Here is a 19,337-nt window from a genome sequence, read left to right as displayed (position 1 = left end):
AACGTGAATAAACACTGGAGACAGCATCCCACTCTCCTTAGTATATTTATGAGAGGTGAATTCTTTGATGCAAAAGGAAGCCCATTCCGCTCCTTATTGGACAACCATACTGCTTGGCCTCGGAGCCATTTTGCTTGTACTGGCTGTTGTCGCCTCACCAGAAGAAGTATTTCAAGCCTCTACTCAAGGCCTTAAGCTATGGTGGAGTATTATTTTCCCAGCCATGCTGCCTTTTTTGATGCTGTCCGAAATGCTCATCGCCTTTGGTCTAGTACATGGACTAGGTATCCTGCTGGAGCCGTTTATGCGATCCTGGTTCCGTCTACCCGGGCGAAGCGGCTGGGTGTTGGCCCTCGGCCTGACCGCGGGATTCCCCGCTGCAGCGGAAGCGGTGCGCCAATGGGCACAACAGGAGGATATGACTGCGTTTCAGCTTCGACGTCTAACCTCTATCGCTCATTTCTGCAATCCGATTACCATCCTGCTCGTCATCGGGACAGGGCTACTGCACAATGCTACCGCAGGCATGATGTTACTTGCAGTTCACTGGATTTCCGGGCTACTGGCAGGCTGGATCACCGCCAGACTACCTGTATCGTCCAAAGAATTGCAAAAACGGGAAACGCCAGCTGCCCTACGGCGCACCTCAGTTTCCCGTACTTCTCCCTCCCTGATCCGATCCGCATGGGAAGCTACCCGCTCTGCCAGAGAACAGGACGGCCGCAGTTTCGGAAAACTGTTGGGCGAAACCGTATCCCATGCTGTACAGGCGCTGATGGTGACAGGTGGATTCATTATTTTCTTTTCCGTACTGATTCGACTGCTGTCCATATACACAGGCCAAGGATCGCTTTCTTTCATATGGCCTGCCTGGATGGAAATCCATTTGGGTTCCTATGAAATCAGCCGTCTGCCCTACGATCTCCGTACACAAGCAGCCCTGATCAGTGCTGTGTTGGGATGGGGCGGCCTGTGCGGCTGGCTTCAGATTACCGCCGTCACCAGACCTTCCGACAAGGGCATCACCTTCACCTTGTCACGAGTGCTCCATGGGATCATTGCTTTTGGACTTACCTTAGCGACATGGGTCCCGCTTAACCGCATCGTCAGTAATACAACTCCCGCTTACGTCAGTCGCAGTTCTGTGTCTTCTTTTGTGGAAAGCGTAAATGAATCTGCCACGCATCCTGTCATGACCGGAGCCAGCGGCTTACTAACACAAATAGAAGGAACATCTATGTACCCCTGGCAACTAACCGTACTGTCCATTGCGCTGCTGGGTACAATTATAGTTACCCTGCTGGCCTTTTCCTTTATGACTTCATGGTGGAGCCGCCGCGATTCGCGTTGACCTTCGCACGCAGCGCGTCTTCCACCTCCGGTGCCACCAGATCTACAACCTTGCCATCAAAATGCGCAATTTCCTTCACCATACTGGAACTCAGATATGAATAAGTCGGATTGGTCATCATAAAGATCGTTTCCGCATCCGGGTTCAGCTTATGATTTGTAGAGGCTAATTGCAGCTCATATTCAAAATCAGTCACCGACCGGATTCCTCTGACAATAACCTGGGCCCCTTTTTGACGTACATAATTAGCTGTCAGATCACGGAAGCTGTCCACTTCAACGTTCGGGATATCGCGAGTTACCGTTCGCAGCAGCTCCATTCGTTCCTCAAGTGAAAACAGCGGATTTTTACTAATATTGTTAAGAACCGCGACAATCAATAGATCAAACTGTCTGGCTGCTCTTTGAATAATATCCTGGTGCCCCATCGTCACGGGATCAAAGGTTCCCGGATATACGGCAATACGTGGTTTGTGCTCAATCATGATGGTCCTCCCCGTCTGATTCGCTGATGCCGAATTTGACCACTCCGGCTTCCGTATGTTCTACAACATTCGACAAAGCATCGGCTGCAAAATGATAAATAGATAACGCCGTTTCACCATAGACTGCTTTTCTGACCTGTTCGAACGGTCCGAAGCTTTCCGGATATTCATGTCCCGATTCATACTCCAGCACGATGATTGCATCTGAACGAAGCAAGTTCAACTCAGCCATACGGCTCATTAATTCATCTCCGTGTTTGAGACGATAGGGTGGATCGAGAAAAACAGCATCAAAAAGAGCTCCACGTTTTGCCAGCACCTTGAGCGCTCGTCCGGCATCATTGCGGAACACTTCAGCCTGTCCTTCCAGTCCAGTTTTTCGTAAATTTTCTTTAATGACATCAATGCTTTTGGATTCCATATCAATAAAAACAGCCTTGTCCATTCCCCGGCTAAGCGCCTCTATACCCAGGCCACCACTACCAGCAAACAGATCAAGTGCGACTCCCCCATCAAAATAAGGACCTATCATGCTAAATAGCGCTTCCTTGACCTTATCCGTGGTCGGCCGCGTCCCTGTGCCGGGAACTGCCTTTAACGGCCTTCCTTTGGCACTACCCGATACCACTCTCACGCTGAAACTCACCTATTTTCTATATGTGTTCATAACCATATAAGATTATGACGCTATCGTACCACATGCACCGCCGTTTGAAAAACTTAGGATGAGGCAGGTATAAAAAACCATTCCCTGGGCATCCTTAGGATATCGGCATTCAACCAATGTCGTAGACAACCGCGGAGAAGACTTACGTTTCCCCATAAGCTCTTCGTCCGGTTTCTCCTCTCCCATTCGGGCGCTCTTTAATGGAGCGCCTGATTTTTTTTACATAAAAAGAAGCTGCTTAATAGCAGCTCTCAGGCTGTCGAGAAACCCCCTGTTTTTTTGCAGGGGGTTTAAAACTGTCTTAGTGGTCTAAAAACTAGGGGCCTCAGATCGTTTTAAATCGATTTTTGTTTTAAAAGATGCGTCTCCCCATATAAAAATAGAAGTGTCGAAAAGTCCTCTGGACTTTCTCGACACTCTGAAGCTGCTTAATAGCAGCTCTATGTATCATTTTTCTATTTCGGCATTTTGTTTATTCAGCAGTTCCTCGGGTGTATCCCCTTGATAAACATACACATAACTCGCCACTGATACAGCAAATGTTGCAAACATAGACAGCGATGTGGCTAATCCATATACCATTTTCCTCATCATTCCACTCACCTCCTTCCCCGGATCAATGTTAGACTTTGGACCAAAAAAGCAACAGCCACTACAGAGGAACCGATTACAAAATTAGTACATACAAGCAAGGAGGATAACAGTCGCAAGAGGGGATAAAAACGTACTGGAATGCGCGACTGCTTTTCAATTCTGGACGGGGCAAAACATAAAACGAGAATGAGAGCTATTCCGGTAAACAGGTTTGTCCACCAACTATTTAAGGCAATGCAGGATATGTAAGTAAAAGCTGCTGAGGTCACCAACACACATGCCATGCCCGTTTTCAAATGAATGCCTCCTGATATTTGGCGCAGTAGGGCGAAAGCGACAAGAATCGTTACAGCTTCTACCATCCGCCCCGTGAAGATTGAGGCGAATAGTGTTAACACGATGATCATGGACGCATTCAGAATGAGAGCAAGTGCGTATTGAAGTACCGCGACAGAGGCTGGATGATCAGGCACAATACGTTTGATCTGGTTAGCAAGTTTGAAAGCCATCGCTTCAATCATCCCGGTATTCCTTTCCGATTGCATAATAGATGAAAAATCCCGAAACCAGTGCAAAAAATATCATACTTAACCATACCTCGTTATAGTAGAGCACAATAGAAGTTGAAATGAGGGACAGGATAATCAGCGTGATGACAATGCCATATTCCTCTTTGAACTTAAGCTTCTTGAAATTAGGGGAAAAGCCGATCCCTTTTCGATACAACATCAATGAAATAAGCAGTCCTACTGCCGCGCTTACCACTTGTAGCAGATAGCCCTTCAAGGACCCATCCTGCAGCTCAGAAACCGGAAGGTTGCCGAACATGACTTTTAAGAATACCGACTGAACAACGGCATATGCAAAATAACCTGTAACCGTCATAATACCGGACCACACAATCGGAATCTTCACGACCGTAGCGAGTAAAAAAATAAAAAGCAGCATATTTACGACAGGCACCAAATACGAAAGGGAAAACTCCTCTCGGAGCATATAACTTTGCATATTCATAATCAGGTTAACAAAAATGGCCTGCCAAAGATAAGGGGTCATTTTAACTTTAAAAATACTCAAAATCAGCGCAAAAACAGCTACTCCCTCAAGCGTGGAGAAAAGCAAAAAGCCGATTGGCTTCAAAAGCATGCGCGCATCTCCTTTACAATTCCAACCAACCTCATCGGTGTATTCAAAAACTTGGATGTACATCGAATATAAAGGGCTGGGAGCTACTTTTCAAGAGGTCTTTTCAATTATTTCATAGATTTATTCAAGCACTTCAACCAAATGTTATCGGATGCTGCTTCAAGTTGTAGCTTAGGCAACACTTTCTTTGACCGAATCTCCCTGCTTGCGGACAGGCTTCATACGTGATATAAGCTTTTTCCCCCAAAGGATGCCGGGCTGTTCAATCCACGAGTAGGTAAACCAGGATAGTCCGATGGTGACTAGCAACGTCATGATAAACATAAGTGTGAGGCTGACTAGGGGAGCAAAAGGTATTTTAAGCTGTACGATTAGTCCCAGAGCCAGCATATGCGTCAAATACATGCTGTAGCTAAGGCGGCCGATCCATGACCATAACCAATTAAGCAGCCATATCGGCTGCCAGTGATACAAAGCATACGCTCCCAGTAGCAACCCGAAACCTAGGAGATAATCGGTCATGCCTCCAAAAAATGCAAATAGCACAGAAACAAGCAGCAAACCTCCACTGACTCGGTCTATACTTTTCCAATGCCGCTCGTCTTTCCAAATGAAAAACAACAATATACCTAGCCCAAAGACAGGCAATTGATTCGGAAACCATAAATACAGATAGTGCCCCCATAAAGAGTGATCACTAATCCATGGATATTGAGCAAATACCGTATTTAGCCCAAAGCTTACCACAAGCGCCATCACAACAAACCAGACCGCATGGCGGACTGATCGGATCAGCTTAAATAATAGGGGGATAAACAGATAAAACATACATTCCACCGCAATGGACCATTCCACACCAATAATGCTGTTGATCCAGTACGGATTCAGACCATTCAAAAACAGGACATGAGCAGCGATATTGGCGGCAGTGACTCCCTCCTGATCTCCAAGCCAAAATCTTGGACCTGTCCCGTTCACAACCAAATAGATTCCTAACATCACGTAATACAAAGGAGCAATCCGAAAAAAACGACGCAACAGGTAAGCTGAAATTCTTTCCTTCTTGTCACCTGAACGTCTGCTCAAGGACAGAAATAGTGTAAAAGCGCTGGCCATATAAAATAAAGCGACTCCTTTAGCTCCTATACTCAAGCCTTTTTGCAACCATCCGTTTAATCCGTCTACATGCTGGCTGACATGCACAAGTAAAACTCCAATAATAGCCAGCGCCCTCAGCGTATCTACAAATTGCAGCTTGTCATCTTCCATTTTCCCCGTGGCTTCGGGCATCGTATCCCTCCATAACAGTCTCGAATGATACATTTTGTATCTATAATACACAAAATGTATCACTAAAGTAAATATCTCTGTTATGCAAAAAAAACATCCTCCGACCGCAAAGAAATGCGGCCAAAAGATGTTCATTTTGTCATTACTATCGTCAGCTCACGCAAATGAGTATGGGCCAATTGGCAGTGACTTTATTTGTTTAAATGAAAAGGAACGGTCGTTACGATCACGTCTTTATAATTAATCAAATAAGCTCTCATCAGTAAGCTGGTCTGATTGTGTAGAATATTTTCCCACCAGTGCTTGGTGATGAATTGTGGAATGAGAACAGTGATATGGTCCTCGTCTGCTTTTTTCCACTCTACTGTATCGATGAACTTGCGAAGCGGATTAATAATGCTGCGATAACGGGATTTCAGTACCACCAAACGTATACCGACATCCCACTCTTCCCATTTCTGTTCCATTTTGCGAATCGCTTCATCATCCACACCCACATATACGGCAACCACATTGTCCGACAAGGTTTTGGCATAGCTGATCGTATTCATAACGACTCGCGTAATACCTGCCACCGGAATAATAATCGTATTGCCTTTCACCATAGGTTTATCCTTGGTAATATCAATGCGCAGTTGTTCAGCCGTATTTTTGTAATGCCTATTGATCTTCATAAAGAAATACAGAACCAAGGGCAGGAAGATAAAGATTACCCACACCTGGCTAAACTTGGTGAAGATAAAGATAAGCGTAATCGACAGCGTGGTCAGCATCCCAACCGTATTAATAGCAAGTTTGACGATCCAGCCTGGCGGTTTGAGCTTGATCCAGCGAATCATCATACCAAGCTGTGAAAGGGTAAACGGAATAAATACCCCTACCGCATAAAGCGGAATCAGATTTTCTGTGTTGCCGCCAAATACGATGACCAGCAATGCCGAGAAGATACTAAGAAACAGGATACCGTTGGAATAACCAAGCCGATCTCCACGAACCATGAACATATGCGGCATGTATTTGTCCTTAGCGAGCATAAAAGCGAGTAGCGGAAAGGCCGAATAGGCTGTATTCGCCGCCAAAAACAAGATGAGCGCCGTTACGCCCTGAATGATGTAATACATCACACCGCGCCCGAAAGTGGCGTTCGCAATTTGCGAGATGACCGTTTCATGCGGATTAGGACGAACACCGTACCAATAAGCCAGCAAACTAATTCCGATAAACATACACCCGAGAATCAAACCCATCATCATTAGTGTAGTTGCTGCATTTTTGGCAGCAGGTTTGCGGAAGTTCGGAATGGCATTCGAGACAGCTTCTACCCCAGTTAACGCCGAGCAACCCGAGCTGAACGCCTTCAGTAATAGGAACAGACTGACGTTGGATACCGTAGCTCCAAATTGCGGTGCTGCAGCATGAGCTCCCCCTGCCACGTAATGAATGATACCGCTAATAATCAAAACAAAAATCGCAACAACAAATAAGTAAATCGGTACAGCCAGCACCGAGGCAGATTCTGTCACCCCGCGCAAGTTCATAATAGTCAAAAAGATAATCATAATCAGAGCAATGGCGATCCGATGATCATGTAACGACGGGAACGCCGATGTAATGGCATCTGTACCTGCTGATGAGCTAACTGCTACCGTCAGAATATAATCGACCAGCAAAGAACCACCTGCAATCAGACTCGGACTCTTTCCCAAATTGTCCTGTGCAACAATGTACGCTCCTCCGCCACCAGGATAGGAAAATATGGTCTGTCTATAGGACAGGATCAGAATGATCAGCAATCCTAATACCGCAATGGATATAGGAATGGAATACCATAGAGCAGCGAAGCCGGCTGTAATTAAAACCAGCAGAATTTGCTCCGTTCCGTAAGCTACAGAGGACAAGGCATCTGAGGACAGAATGGCCAGTGCCTTGAGCTTATTCAGTTTCTCATCTTCAAGGGCCGTCGACTTTCGCGGACGACCGATTAATAATCTTTTGACTTTACTCAGCATTTCGTTGACTCCTTCTTTGGATGAGGGTTTTGCAAAAGAACTATGGATCTTATGTTTATTATGTCACCTGAACATCAGATTGATGAAACAAATGAACTATTATTTTATACTCCCTCATCCTTAAAAAAACAATAAGGAATGCTCCCTAAAATGAGCATTCCCGAGTAAGAAAGAGTATTTCGATAAAATACCCTTATGTATACAGTAATTTGAACCTTTCAGGCGTAATTCCTTCAGCTCGGCGGAAAGTTGCCACAAAATGACTGGCATCTCGGAATCCTACTCGCTCCGAAATCTCCTTTACTGTTAATTGTGGATATTCCGTCATCATTTCCTTGGCCTTCCGCAGCCGAATTACAATCAGATAAGCATAAGAAGTCACACCAAACGCTTGCTTAAATAATGTATTTAAATGACGGGAGCTGACATTCATCATAACTGCCATATCACCTAGGCCCACATCTGGACTGGCATAATTTTGCTCCATAAAGGCCAGTACAGGGGTTAAACGTTCAACATTATGGGATAGGGAAGGCATCGAGCTATGTTGTCCATGTTTACGCAGTAGAGTCAGAAAACGATACATATTGGCCGAAGCATCTAATCCAGACAAATCACGTTCACTAACCATGGAATGGAGCATAGTTTCCCCAAAGCTGTGTAGCTCGCTATCCGGGTCCCAATGATACCCACGCGTATGCTTCAATCCCAGTGCAGTCAATACAGCAGCGGCGATGGGGCCGTCAAATGTAATGTATAACGTTCGCCATACCTTGGTCGCCCGTCTGTATGCATGCGATTCCCCGGGCAGCAGCAGAACCCCGGACTGCTCTCCCAGACGGAAACTCCCCCCTTTAAATGTAAACATCCCTTCACCAGACACCGTCTGAATCCAGTGAAAGCACGGATAACCCTCTGGACGGGACACATCTTCCTGCCTGCTGTTAAATCCGATACTTTCAATAAAAAGGGGTAAAGAATGCTCACGCGTAGTCAGGAAAAATCTTAAATGATGGGGAGTTAAAATCATAAAAAGCACCTCCGGCGTATGCGGGTATGTATTTCACATGTAGATCCATATTGTTATATACACGTTCATTTTATTATATTTAAAAGCAGTTATTTGTATTATAAGATAGGATTATTCTTATATACAGAGGTGATTGGCATGATAAGCAGTAAACTTCCTAAAGTATTTTACGGTGGAGATTATAATCCTGAGCAATGGGATGAGGCCACGCATCAGGAAGATTTACGGATGTTCAGGCAGGCAGGGATTGATATCGCCACGGTCAACGTATTCTCATGGGCCAAAATTCAATCCGACGAAATCACATATCATTTTGAATGGCTGGATCAATTGATTGACAGTCTTTATGAAAGCGATATCTTCGTTTGTTTAGCTACTAGCACGGCAGCGCATCCAGCCTGGATGGCAACGCGTTATCCCGACATTCTGCGGGTCGATGCTGACGGGCGTAAGCGGAAATTCGGCGGACGCCACAACTCTTGTCCGAATAGCCCAACGTACCGAAAATATGCGGAGCAGATGGCTGACCGACTTGCAGAACGATACAAAAACCATCCTGCAATCCTCGTGTGGCACGTGTCCAATGAGTACGGCGGGGATTGCTATTGTGATAACTGTGCGGCCGCATTTCGCGTGTGGCTCAAGCAAAAATACGGATCACTGGAAGAACTAAACCGGGTGTGGAATACTTCCTTCTGGGGTCACACCTTCTATGATTGGGATGAAATTGTACCGCCAAATAATCTGAGCGAGCATTGGGGAGAAAATCACTCGACCTTTCAGGGCATATCCCTCGATTATGCACGCTTTAATTCAGACAGTATGCTTGATTGTTATCTGCTGGAGTATAACGCGATTAAAAAACATGTTCCCGATGCCGTGATAACGACCAACCTGATGGGCTTTTTTAAACAACTGGACTATTTTAAATGGGCTAAGCACATGGATATTGTATCTTGGGACAGCTATCCCGGGGCCAATACTCCGATAAGCTATACGGCGATGGCGCACGATCTGATGCGCGGCTTGAAGGATGGGCACCCCTTTATGCTGATGGAGCAAACACCGAGCCAGCAGAACTGGCAGGCGTATAATTCGCTTAAACGGCCTGGCGTTATGCGGTTATGGAGTTATCAGGCAGTCGCGCATGGCGCCGACACGGTCATGTTCTTCCAGCTTCGCCGCTCGATCGGCGCTTGTGAGAAATTCCACGGGGCCGTCATTGAACATGCCGGGCATGAGAACACACGTGTATTTCGCGAGGTGGCACAGCTTGGCAGTGAGCTTGGCGCATTAGGCAACACGCTACTTGACGCGACCGTTAATGCCAAAGTAGCCATTTTATTCGATTGGGACAATTGGTGGGCTTTAGAAAAATCAAGCGGCCCTTCTGTCGCCTTGAAATATGTGGATCAGGTGCACAAGTATTATGCTCCCCTCTTCCGGCGGAATGTACAGGTAGATCTGGTTTCTGTTGATGCAGATTTCCAGAAATATGATCTCATTATCGCGCCTGTACTCTACATGGTCAAGCCGGGTACCGCCGAGAAGCTGGAACAATTCACAGAGCATGGCGGCACCTTCGTAACGACCTTTTTCAGTGGCATTGTAAATGAAAATGATCTGGTCACAACCGGAGGATATCCTGGTAAACTGCGTAACTTGCTTGGGATCTGGGTGGAAGAAATAGACGCGCTTCTGCCGGAATCACACAATCGCATTGTATTGAAAGAAAAGGTGGGCGTATTACAAGGTGAATATAAATGCGATCTGCTCTGCGACTTGTTGCATAGCGAAGGCGCTGAGGTGCTGGCCGAATACGGCGATGATTTCTATCAGGGCATGCCAGTGCTGACACGCAATCGTTTCGGTCAAGGTGAGGCATGGTACGTTGCTTCAGATCCTGAAGAGACTTTCCTTGATGGCCTGCTGGGCTACATTTGTGAGCAAAAAGGGATTCCATCCCTACTGCGCGCTCCTGCGGGTGTAGAAGCCACTGTACGGACCAAAGATGGAAAATCGTATCTATTCGTTCTGAATCATAACGCCCAGACGCAGCAATATCATCTGGATGATCAGAAAGGGAACGAGCTGATCAGCGGTAAATACCTGGAAGGAGATATTTCTATTGAAGGCTACGGCTTTCAAGTACTGGAGCTATCATAATCACTCAGATTTGACTCATGCAGTTCAGTTTGCCGCATGAGTCAAATCTAGGTATCAAAGGAGTTCATCATGAAACGACTGCTATGGATCGGCAGCTTGTCTTATTTTTTAATCGGCCTGGCACACGTGGTTGTAGGCTCCCTACTGCCTGTGTTGTTAGAGCATTACGGTAGAAACTATACGGACGGCGGAAGCCTAATCTTCGCTCAATTTTCCGGTTTTCTGGCTGGAGTCCTGCTGTCGCCGTGGCTTGCCCGGCGTTTCGGCAAACGCCGAAGTCTAGTATTCGCCCTGCTCCTGCTGTGCGCGGCTGAAGTGCTGTACTCATTGCTGCTGCCTTGGGGTTGGCTATATGCCGTCGGGGCAGCAGCCGGGTTTGGCTTCGGCATGGTAGAAACACTCATTGGCACTATTATTATCAGCGGTATTACTCAAGGAACGGGCGCGGCGATGAGCCGTCTGGAAGTCTTTTTTGGGATCGGCGCGTTGGCTATGCCCGCTATCGCCAGCCAGCTCATTGCTCTCGGTTGGTGGCGATTGGCCTTTCCCATCATTTCCATGTTTGCAGCCGTGACCGTCATAGCTTGGCTGCGTGGGTCCTTCGGCACGCTGGACGCTGTATTAGACCAACAGGAACACAGAGGTGACAACCATGCGCTCTCCACCAACTCACCCAAATCCCCCACGGTGGAGGCTTCTAAAGGTAGCCCTATAGGCAATTGGAAGCTACTTGCACTATTTATCGTCTTTTTCTTTATCTATGTAGGAACAGAGATGAGCCTGGCTAATTTCCTGCCCTCCATGTTCATCGAACGTTTGGGTCTCACGCAAGCCGAAGCAGCACTTAGTGTCACCTGCTTCTGGTTAGCAATGGCTACCGGCCGGTTATTCACAGGCTACATTGCCGATCGATACGGCTACGGTGTCTTTGTCGCCCTGAGCTCGCTGGCAGCGACCTTGCTGCTGTGCGTGTTCCCGCTGATCAAAGGCACTGCCGGCGCCTTTATCCTTATTGTACTGCTGGGGCTGGGCATGTCCGGGATCTTCTCCATCGCACTTGTTTTTGCCAGCAAAATGATGCCAGGCACCGAAGAATCCACCACCAGCCTGCTTATAGGCGCAGGTGGAGTTGGAGGAGCTCTGCTGCCTTTATGGCTCGGAAATAGCATGGATCGTGGTGGAGCAGTCTCATCGGCGTGGTTGCTGGCAGGCTTCGCCTGCATCCTGTGTCTGCTTGGGGGCATCTTGTACGCCCTATATGTGCGCAAAAAACGGCTTCAAACCGCTTCATCATGATACACGTCTCTACTGGCGCCTTTGTCTGTTCCTTGGTTGTCATCCAAGTGCACATTCAAAGGTGCTTTTTTACATACTAGACGAATGCACCTTGTACAGCAGCCTGTTTTTAGTCAAAATAGATCGTTTCCTATAGGTCACAGGACAGATATCCATGCCTCCTCTAGATGAATGGAGTAGTATACAACAAACCATATGGAGGTGTTTGTATTGGGTCATCCTGAATTAAAACGAAAAAAAGGCCGTAAAAAAAATGTTTTTGTCCGTGCCTGGTTTGATAAGTTAGAAAAAAAGTTTGAGGAAAAGCCCCAAAAAAGAAAAGGCCGCTCGAAACGGAAAGGGTTCGGGAAAGACATCATCGTCAAAAAGCAACTTGTAAGTGTGAATATTAATCATGGCGCTTTAGGGCCTGAAGGGGATTCTGGAACCATAGGTGATTTAGCGCAGTTCGGTTATATTTATAATGTGAAGCCCCAAGTTGTTCCGATTGAAGGGGATGTCATTTTGGATACAAACGGTATACTTACACCTGGAATTGCTCATGTTCCAGGAACTACACAGATTGCTATATCCGATGCTGGAAAATATGAAGTTCACTTTTCGGTGTCCGGTGTGGAACCTAACCAATTCGCCCTCTTTATTAATGGCGCACTGGCTGAGGGAACTGTATACGGCTCAGGAGCCGGGACACAACAGAACACAGGGCAAGCCATCCTCGCTCTGGCATGCGGTGACGTCCTTACTTTGCGAAACCATAGCTCTACTACTGCTGTTACCCTGCAAACACAAGCCAAAGGAACTCAAGCCAGCATAAACGCTTCTGTCCTCATTAGAAAATTGGGATAGGCTTGAACTCCCGCAAAGTCTCCGTGTACTAAAAAGGGTTTATCCATACAGCGAGGATAAACCCTGAATATTTTTAAAAGGCCATAATGATCCCTTTGTCATTGGCGTACATTGAACTAATCCCTCTGGTGGACACAATATGAATATCTTTAAATTGATAGCGTTTCTTCAGCGCATTCATTAATTTTTCCGCCAGCCCAGGATTATTGCAGTGAGTAATGACGATGCTTTCCCCTTCGGTAGCCCGGCCACTTTTTTCAATAGTATCTGCCAGCTTTTCGATAATTTGATTCTGACCGCGTGCTTGAGTAAAAAATGCGATATTACCGTCACCATCCGAGCCTAAAATAGGCCTGATATGCAAGAGTGAAAGTATCTTTCCAGTGATTTTATTCATCCGTCCGTTCTTAACCAAATTATCCAGATTTTCTAAAACAAAGTAGGTTTTCATCTTGCTAATAAAGCTCTCCAAGGAAGAAATAATTTCGCTTTTATGATATCCCTCGTCAATCAACTTGCGTAGTTTTAGAGCTAACAAGAGCTGTCCAGCCGAAGCGCTTTTCGAATCAAATACATGAACATCCGCCCCTTCTTCTTCCGCCATATCTTTTCCTACCAATGCACTGGAATACGAACTGGACAGGTTGCTGGATAATGTAATGGCAAAAGAAGTATGCGCACCTTGAAAGGCTTCCTTATACAGCATAGGTGACGGTGATGCGGATCCAATTTTGGTTGTACAGGCTTTCATTTCTTCCATAAACTGAGGCAAGTCCAATGTGTCATCATCTACAAAGCATTTATCTCCCAGCGTCATATTCAACGGAATCGTAGTAACTTGCATCTCTTCTCTAAGCTCTCTCGTTAAATCACAGCAGCTATCCGCTATTATTTTATATCTCACCCGGTACACCCTCACATTATGTTATTTTTCAATAGAACGCGCATTCATAATACTCAAAGAAAGCTCAATTAACCGTATAAATTCCTTCACATTCTTCTCACCCAAACCTACCACAAGCGCTTCAAAATAACCTTCAATTCCCTCTTGCTTCTGTTTGATCAAGGATTCACCATCTACTGTGAGCCTTACACACATTCGTCGTCTGTCATGCTCAGACATTTCCATAGTCACATAGCCTTTTTTTCTTAATCCCGTAAGCGCTGCCGTAATTCTTGATCTGGATACATGCAGATGATCGCTGAGCAAGGAAGGATTAATTTCATCATCCCGATGCTGAACTAAATATTGAAGCACATGGTTTTCCCCCTGAACAAGCTCCGTCAGGCTACTGAATAATTCCATGCCATAAATCCGGTTAACGGATTCTCTCAATTCGTCCCTTAGTTCATAATCTTTCATAGTGAACCTCCGCAACACACATAATACATACAGTTAACTATTAATACTATGTACTATAATGAATTGCCCACGATAATAACAATGAAATATTTGTGAATTTTAATACAAGGGTTAATGAGCTCAGCGTCGAATAAGAAAAAATACGCTTGATCACCTCTTGCCAGTTTACGGTAAAGGAGTTGTTACATAAGATGAAACGGTTTAGATGCTATTACAAATTCAAAGATCTATGGACCGGGATGTTGGAGAAATATAAGCATTTACAAGAAAAGGCCAACCACTAAATACGGGTTGACCTCATCATTTAAAGAATGTCTTACGTTTCTAAGAGAACATAAACTGACTTTACAGCACCGTTTTAACCGTGTCTTGGACTTGCTTCAGCAGTCCTTTATAGCCATCTTCATCAAGGTAACCAATACTTCCAAGCAGTAAGTGACCGACGGATTCAATTCCAACGAAATCAAAAATCCCCGTATCTGACGTGATCTTCAATCCTGCGGTCATACCGATTTCATCGTAGATCGCGTTAGGAGTACCATGTGTATTTACGATAAAACCTTTTTTACCTCTAAGCAGCTTATTAATCCCTTCTGCACCAGCCGTATATGCAAAGCCGTATGCAAATACACGGTCAACGTAACCTTTCAGGATAGCCGGAAGACCTGTCCACCAGATGGGAGAAATAAAAGTAATCGTATCCGATTGTGAGATGTATTCCTGCTCGACTTTGATATCAGCCGGGGTTTGCCCTGCTCTCATAGCGGCAGTATCCTCAGGTTTTAATACAGGTTGAAAATCAAGGGCATATAGATCGCGTACAACGACTTCGTCACCTTTTTCTTTCAAGGTATTTACAACCGTTTCGAGTATCGCATGATTAAAGCTTTCTGCGTTAGAGTGAGCATAGATGATAAGATGTTTCATTTTAATAACCTCCCGATGTTTTATTGTTATTTTGATATTAATATAGATATCTATACATTTACTCAAAAAATTTATAATCTGTTTTTGACATGCTCCAGCAGATATTCCAGCTGTTCTTTTTCTTCATCTTTGAGACCACCATAGATGGTTTCTTGTAATCTGTTGGAGATCATCTCAAATATAGGCTCTATCTCTCTTCCCTTATCGGTCAGAAATATCAGGGTAACTCGACTATCCTCCCTTTCTTTTTTTCTTTCGACATACCCCAACTTCACTAGCTTGTCGATCAAAACAGTGATAGTGGGTTGCTGACGAGAAATTTTTTGCGTCAATTCCTTAATGGAAAGCCCGTCCTTTTGATAAAGGAACATTAGAATTCCACCATGAGTAGGAACAATCCCTTCAATTCCATTCGCTTCAAGCTCAGACACAATCAATTTATTGATCGAGTCTCTAATGGTTCCTATCAGTGCAGCTGCATTATTTTTTAACATACAAGCATTATTACATAGACATCTATATATATCAAGTATTGATGTCAGTCTGATCTGGTTTTAGTATATGAATGATTTCAAAGAACTAGGATTAAGTCTGTTATAATGAGATCCAAATTAGATAGGAGCTTGTTAAATGGAGCAGTTTTAAAGAAAATATGACTTAATCTAAAATGGTTCATGATGGACTACTATCCAGACGCATAAAAAAACCAAAATACCAAAGTTCCTTACCTCACTTTGAGTATTTTGGCTTACAGTGTTTATTTATGAAATGAAGAGGTGTTCAAAGTATGATATGTTTTAGTTGAGCGTTTGAAGTAACTCAGGTGTAAAGGTTTGAAGATCATGAATTCGGCCTTCACGTATTTTCGTAGCCCAAGCAGGATCTCCCAGAAGCGCACGCCCAACAGCTACCAGATCAAATTCATTGTTGTCCAGCCGTTCCAGAAGTTCATTAATATCTTGGTGTCCTGCCCCTTTCCCTTCCGTATAACTTACAAAATCCTCATCCAGACCTACAGAGCCAACCGTAATCGTGGTTTTTCCAGTCAGCTTCTTCACCCATCCGGCAAAGCTCAAATCGGAGCCTTCAAATTCAGGTACCCAAAAGCGACGTGTCGAGCAATGGAAGATGTCCACGCCCGCTTGTACTAACACATTCAGGAGCTGCCCCAGTTTATCCGGTGTATCGAACGGCTTTGCGTTGTAATCATTCATTTTCCATTGGGATAGACGCATGGCAATAGGATAGTCAGGGCCAACCTCAGCACGAATAGCTTCCACAAGCTCAATGGCGAATTGAGCACGTTTTATGATATCACCACCATAGCGATCCGTACGTTGGTTCGTTCTCTCCCAAAAGAATTGATCAACCAGATAGCCGTGTGCTCCGTGAATTTCAACGCCGTCAAAGCCCAGTCGTTTTGCATTCGCCGCTGCATCGACATAGGCGCCAATGACCTTGGCGATTTCTTCTTCTGTCATCGGCTCGGTCACTTTATTGCCTTCCAGATCCAGCCCCGATGGACCAATCGATAGCGCTTCGGGATTCGGCTGAGATCCCAAAGGACGAGCCATCCCCATATGCCAAAGTTGTGGGAAAATTTTACTATCAGCTTCATGAACCTGTCTGACCACTTCAGCCCAACCGTTTAAAGCCGCTTCCCCATAAAAATTAGGTATCCTCGGCTCACTTGTTCCAGCCGGATGGTCAATCACTGCGCCTTCAGAAATAATAAGGCCTACATCATTCTCTGCGCGACGGCGATAATAAGCGGCTACATCCGGTCCTGGCACACCATTTGGTGAAAAAGCGCGGCCCATTGCCGGCATTACAATACGAGTCTGTAAGGTCAGATTATGAATGGTATAAGGTTGAAATAAAGATTCTGTTGAATGGACATTTTGCGGTTGATCACTCAAGGATTGTACCTCCTCATTTTCTTTTATCGCTTTTTAGCGATTTTATAAAAGGCTCGTGCACCATCAAACGGGGTGCAAGTGAAATGTTAGCAATGTTTAATTTATCATTCAACCGACAAAATGTTCATTCTGTTGCTTAACCAAAAGGGTTATAAAATTGTTGTATAACTAAACTCACTTGTTGACAAAACAACACATGTTTATAATGGGGGAATCATTTAATTTACCTGAAAGGAGTGTCTTGAGGATGCCTGGTGTAACCTCACCCAACCCAAACGATCCGCGCGTCATTCGAACACGTAGACTAATTCTCGACGCATTCACTGACCAATTAAATAAGAAAGACTTCTACACGATTACGATCAATGACATTACCCAAAAAGCCACCGTTAACCGTGCTACGTTCTATGCACATTTTCAAGATAAATATGCACTGCTTGAAACCCTTTTGTCAGAAGCATTTTTGGAGCATGTTATTAAGAGGATTGATGCTGAGGCGCGTTTGTCGGAGGGGACCATTCAGAAACTTATTCTTTCGTTATGCGACTATCATGACACTAGTAACCAATGCGTCCATAAATATAATTCAGTCGCACCCATCCTGGAAGAACATATTAAGAATCAATTAGAGCAATTCATACTTCAACTCATAACAAGAGGAACCAGTAATACAGACCCAAGAACGTTAGAACTTGCCGCGACTATTTTAAGCTGGTCCATTTATGGTGTAACCTTTCGCTGGAATGTGGAAGGAAAAAAAGAGTCCCCTACAGATTTAGCCGAGAGAGCTGTGCCATTAATATTCAATGGGGTTGTCTTATCTCTAGTTTCACAAATTTCTTAGTAGAAAATGCAAATAAAAAGGGCCGTTCCCAGTATTCTTCGATCATTTCCTGGGACAGCCCTTATAGTATTTAGTAAAATAATTGCATCTTTTATTTAAAGAATTTTCTTAAACATCTCGATAACTTGTTCTTTGCTAGGTATGAACGGATTGCCCGGAGCGCAAGCATCCTTCATTGAGTTCTCGGCAAGCAGATCCAAATCCACTTCATTTACACCCAGTTCAGAAAGTTTGGAAGGAATCCCTACTTCCTTCGACAGGTCTTTGATTCTTTGGATTACATAGTCTGCGCATTCCTTATCCGTTTTCCCCTTATCTTCAAAACCGATGACCTTAGCGATGGCACGAAATTTCTCTGGTACATGCTTGGCGTTCTCCTCCTCCACAATCGGCAGCAGCATGGCATTGCAAACACCATGAGGCAAATCGTATACGCCGCCAAGCTGATGCGCCATCGCATGAACGTAACCCAATCCAGCATTATTAAATGCAAGTCCTCCCAAGAAAATAGCGTATACCATTTGCTCTCGTGCTTCTATATCATGACCGTTGCTCACCGTACGAGCCAAATGATTAAAAATAATCTCTACTGCTGCCAACGCAGTCGCATCCGTTACAGGATAGGAGCCTGGCGTAACCAAAGCTTCAATAGCGTGGGTCAAAGCATCTAGTCCTGTAGCTGCCGTTAATGCGGCGGGTTTATCTACCATCAGTTCAGGGTCGTTGACCGAAATTGTAGCAACACTATTCTTATCAACCATAACCATCTTGACCTTGCGCTCTTCGTCCGTAATGACATAATTAATCGTGATTTCAGCCGATGTTCCTGCTGTGGTATTAATAGCCACAATAGGAAGCGATTTATGCGTGGATTTATGAACGCCCTCATACTCGGTTATATGTCCCCCATTGGTAGCAATAATGCCGATTCCCTTAGCCGTATCCTGTGGTGATCCTCCGCCAATCGAAATTAAAAAGTCACATCCGTTTTCTTGCAGAAACTGAACACCATCATGTACATTTTTACAGGTCGGATTTGGTTTTACTTCATCGTATACCGCATAGTTCAATCCAATATCATCCAGCAAAGATGTAACCTTGCCTGCAACGCCACTCTTCATCAAAAATTTATCCGTAACGACTAGAGCTTTGTTTAAATTCAGTTCTTTTATATACGGTCCAACTTCATGCAAACATCCTGTTCCCATAAGATTGATAGATGGTACAAAAAATACATGTGCACTCATAAAAAATCGGCCTCCTAAGAATTCACTTCTTAATGCCTCGCTAAATACGGAATCAATCTCTAAAGTGAAATATTTCACACAGATAATTTTATCTTTACTTTGTTTTGATGTCAATAATAAAACACAGATATTATTTTGTTTTATGTTTGTTTGTTTTG

General features: G+C 44.7%; 19 protein-coding genes. 5 read left to right on the top strand and 14 right to left on the bottom strand.

Annotation, left to right across the window (positions count from 1 at the left end; translation table 11 throughout):
* Positions 1 to 55: 55 nt before the first annotated feature.
* The gene (locus ACL9RM_RS06830; protein ID WP_422759360.1) at positions 56 to 1,351 is read left to right on the top strand and encodes a nucleoside recognition protein; all 1,296 of its coding nucleotides are present in this window, start codon (positions 56 to 58) and stop codon (positions 1,349 to 1,351) included.
* Here ACL9RM_RS06830 and coaD read toward each other — a convergent pair.
* The 8 genes from coaD to ACL9RM_RS06790 all read right to left on the bottom strand — a co-directional run bounded on the left by coaD (position 1,314) and on the right by ACL9RM_RS06790 (position 8,571).
* Positions 1,314 to 1,835 (bottom strand): pantetheine-phosphate adenylyltransferase, encoded by a 522-nt coding sequence (coaD, locus tag ACL9RM_RS06825; RefSeq protein WP_250261723.1) that lies wholly within the window; start codon positions 1,833 to 1,835, stop codon positions 1,314 to 1,316. The two genes, ACL9RM_RS06830 and coaD, sit on opposite strands and share 38 nt — an antisense overlap.
* Positions 1,828 to 2,469 (bottom strand): 16S rRNA (guanine(966)-N(2))-methyltransferase RsmD, encoded by a 642-nt coding sequence (gene rsmD / locus ACL9RM_RS06820; protein WP_250268078.1) that lies wholly within the window; start codon positions 2,467 to 2,469, stop codon positions 1,828 to 1,830. The genes coaD and rsmD overlap by 8 nt, the downstream gene beginning before the upstream one ends.
* A gap of 480 nt (positions 2,470 to 2,949) precedes the next feature.
* On the bottom strand, positions 2,950 to 3,096 hold the full coding sequence (locus ACL9RM_RS06815; RefSeq protein ID WP_250268077.1) for a cyclic lactone autoinducer peptide: 147 nt from the start codon (positions 3,094 to 3,096) through the stop codon (positions 2,950 to 2,952).
* A gap of 5 nt (positions 3,097 to 3,101) precedes the next feature.
* Positions 3,102 to 3,617: an accessory gene regulator ArgB-like protein gene (locus ACL9RM_RS06810; RefSeq protein WP_323873152.1), complete on the bottom strand. Its 516-nt coding sequence runs from the start codon at positions 3,615 to 3,617 to the stop codon at positions 3,102 to 3,104.
* Entirely contained in the window at positions 3,610 to 4,242 is a 633-nt protein-coding gene (locus tag ACL9RM_RS06805) for a hypothetical protein (RefSeq protein ID WP_061831346.1), read from the bottom strand. Before ACL9RM_RS06805 ends, ACL9RM_RS06810 begins: the two co-directional genes overlap by 8 nt.
* A 171-nt stretch (positions 4,243 to 4,413) precedes the next feature.
* Positions 4,414 to 5,532, bottom strand: coding sequence for an acyltransferase family protein (locus tag ACL9RM_RS06800; RefSeq protein ID WP_250268075.1), 1,119 nt, complete (start codon positions 5,530 to 5,532; stop codon positions 4,414 to 4,416).
* A gap of 191 nt (positions 5,533 to 5,723) precedes the next feature.
* Positions 5,724 to 7,541: an APC family permease gene (locus tag ACL9RM_RS06795; protein WP_061831344.1), complete on the bottom strand. Its 1,818-nt coding sequence runs from the start codon at positions 7,539 to 7,541 to the stop codon at positions 5,724 to 5,726.
* 193 nt (positions 7,542 to 7,734) lie between these two features.
* Positions 7,735 to 8,571: an AraC family transcriptional regulator gene (locus ACL9RM_RS06790; protein ID WP_069291699.1), complete on the bottom strand. Its 837-nt coding sequence runs from the start codon at positions 8,569 to 8,571 to the stop codon at positions 7,735 to 7,737.
* Positions 8,572 to 8,709: 138 nt separating this feature from the next.
* Here ACL9RM_RS06790 and ACL9RM_RS06785 point away from each other — a divergent pair, with 138 nt between their 5' ends.
* From ACL9RM_RS06785 to ACL9RM_RS06775, 3 genes are all read left to right on the top strand, one after another.
* Positions 8,710 to 10,737: a beta-galactosidase gene (locus ACL9RM_RS06785; protein WP_250268074.1), complete on the top strand. Its 2,028-nt coding sequence runs from the start codon at positions 8,710 to 8,712 to the stop codon at positions 10,735 to 10,737.
* 69 nt (positions 10,738 to 10,806) lie between these two features.
* Positions 10,807 to 12,033 carry an MFS transporter gene (locus ACL9RM_RS06780; RefSeq protein WP_250268073.1) on the top strand — a complete coding sequence of 409 codons (1,227 nt, stop codon included), beginning with the start codon at positions 10,807 to 10,809 and terminating at the stop codon, positions 12,031 to 12,033.
* Positions 12,034 to 12,243: 210 nt separating this feature from the next.
* Entirely contained in the window at positions 12,244 to 12,879 is a 636-nt protein-coding gene (locus ACL9RM_RS06775; RefSeq protein ID WP_250268908.1) for a BclA C-terminal domain-containing protein, read from the top strand.
* 73 nt (positions 12,880 to 12,952) lie between these two features.
* Here ACL9RM_RS06775 and ACL9RM_RS06770 read toward each other — a convergent pair whose 3' ends face one another.
* The 5 genes from ACL9RM_RS06770 to ACL9RM_RS06750 form a co-directional block, all read right to left on the bottom strand.
* On the bottom strand, positions 12,953 to 13,783 hold the full coding sequence (locus ACL9RM_RS06770) for a DegV family protein (RefSeq protein ID WP_025718529.1): 831 nt from the start codon (positions 13,781 to 13,783) through the stop codon (positions 12,953 to 12,955).
* A 21-nt stretch (positions 13,784 to 13,804) separates the two neighbouring features.
* The gene (locus ACL9RM_RS06765; RefSeq protein ID WP_061831339.1) at positions 13,805 to 14,242 is read right to left on the bottom strand and encodes a MarR family winged helix-turn-helix transcriptional regulator; all 438 of its coding nucleotides are present in this window, start codon (positions 14,240 to 14,242) and stop codon (positions 13,805 to 13,807) included.
* Positions 14,243 to 14,587: 345 nt separating this feature from the next.
* Complete coding sequence (locus ACL9RM_RS06760) at positions 14,588 to 15,169, bottom strand: NAD(P)H-dependent oxidoreductase (RefSeq protein ID WP_235308102.1); 582 nt, start codon at positions 15,167 to 15,169, stop codon at positions 14,588 to 14,590.
* Positions 15,170 to 15,240: 71 nt separating this feature from the next.
* Positions 15,241 to 15,663 carry a MarR family winged helix-turn-helix transcriptional regulator gene (locus ACL9RM_RS06755; protein ID WP_250268072.1) on the bottom strand — a complete coding sequence of 141 codons (423 nt, stop codon included), beginning with the start codon at positions 15,661 to 15,663 and terminating at the stop codon, positions 15,241 to 15,243.
* 303 nt (positions 15,664 to 15,966) lie between these two features.
* The gene (locus ACL9RM_RS06750) at positions 15,967 to 17,088 is read right to left on the bottom strand and encodes an NADH:flavin oxidoreductase (protein ID WP_250268071.1); all 1,122 of its coding nucleotides are present in this window, start codon (positions 17,086 to 17,088) and stop codon (positions 15,967 to 15,969) included.
* A 247-nt stretch (positions 17,089 to 17,335) separates the two neighbouring features.
* Here ACL9RM_RS06750 and ACL9RM_RS06745 point away from each other — a divergent pair, with 247 nt between their 5' ends.
* The gene (locus ACL9RM_RS06745; RefSeq protein WP_250268070.1) at positions 17,336 to 17,932 is read left to right on the top strand and encodes a TetR family transcriptional regulator; all 597 of its coding nucleotides are present in this window, start codon (positions 17,336 to 17,338) and stop codon (positions 17,930 to 17,932) included.
* Positions 17,933 to 18,027: 95 nt separating this feature from the next.
* Here ACL9RM_RS06745 and ACL9RM_RS06740 read toward each other — a convergent pair whose 3' ends face one another.
* A complete protein-coding gene (locus tag ACL9RM_RS06740; protein ID WP_250268069.1) occupies positions 18,028 to 19,179 on the bottom strand; it encodes an iron-containing alcohol dehydrogenase in 1,152 nt (383 codons plus the stop codon).
* Positions 19,180 to 19,337: the final 158 nt, after the last annotated feature.

It is taken from the genome of Paenibacillus sp. S29 (assembly GCF_049319765.1).
Classification (GTDB): Bacteria; Bacillota; Bacilli; order Paenibacillales; family Paenibacillaceae; genus Paenibacillus; species Paenibacillus polymyxa_B.
This window is presented reverse-complemented; position numbering and strand designations above follow the sequence as displayed.

Bases quoted from the DNA above. Each gene is read 5' to 3' on its own strand.
- coaD (WP_250261723.1), bottom strand. From the start codon at position 1,835: ATGATTGAGCACAAACCACGTATTGCCGTATATCCGGGAACCTTTGAT.
- ACL9RM_RS06815 (WP_250268077.1), bottom strand. From the start codon at position 3,096: ATGATGAGGAAAATGGTATATGGATTAGCCACATCGCTGTCTATGTTT.
- ACL9RM_RS06810 (WP_323873152.1), bottom strand. From the start codon at position 3,617: ATGATTGAAGCGATGGCTTTCAAACTTGCTAACCAGATCAAACGTATT.
- ACL9RM_RS06805 (WP_061831346.1), bottom strand. From the start codon at position 4,242: ATGCTTTTGAAGCCAATCGGCTTTTTGCTTTTCTCCACGCTTGAGGGA.
- ACL9RM_RS06800 (WP_250268075.1), bottom strand. From the start codon at position 5,532: ATGCCCGAAGCCACGGGGAAAATGGAAGATGACAAGCTGCAATTTGTA.
- ACL9RM_RS06795 (WP_061831344.1), bottom strand. From the start codon at position 7,541: ATGCTGAGTAAAGTCAAAAGATTATTAATCGGTCGTCCGCGAAAGTCG.
- ACL9RM_RS06790 (WP_069291699.1), bottom strand. From the start codon at position 8,571: ATGATTTTAACTCCCCATCATTTAAGATTTTTCCTGACTACGCGTGAG.
- ACL9RM_RS06785 (WP_250268074.1), top strand. From the start codon at position 8,710: ATGATAAGCAGTAAACTTCCTAAAGTATTTTACGGTGGAGATTATAAT.
- ACL9RM_RS06780 (WP_250268073.1), top strand. From the start codon at position 10,807: ATGAAACGACTGCTATGGATCGGCAGCTTGTCTTATTTTTTAATCGGC.
- ACL9RM_RS06765 (WP_061831339.1), bottom strand. From the start codon at position 14,242: ATGAAAGATTATGAACTAAGGGACGAATTGAGAGAATCCGTTAACCGG.
- ACL9RM_RS06760 (WP_235308102.1), bottom strand. From the start codon at position 15,169: ATGAAACATCTTATCATCTATGCTCACTCTAACGCAGAAAGCTTTAAT.
- ACL9RM_RS06755 (WP_250268072.1), bottom strand. From the start codon at position 15,663: ATGTTAAAAAATAATGCAGCTGCACTGATAGGAACCATTAGAGACTCG.
- ACL9RM_RS06745 (WP_250268070.1), top strand. From the start codon at position 17,336: ATGCCTGGTGTAACCTCACCCAACCCAAACGATCCGCGCGTCATTCGA.
- ACL9RM_RS06740 (WP_250268069.1), bottom strand. From the start codon at position 19,179: ATGAGTGCACATGTATTTTTTGTACCATCTATCAATCTTATGGGAACA.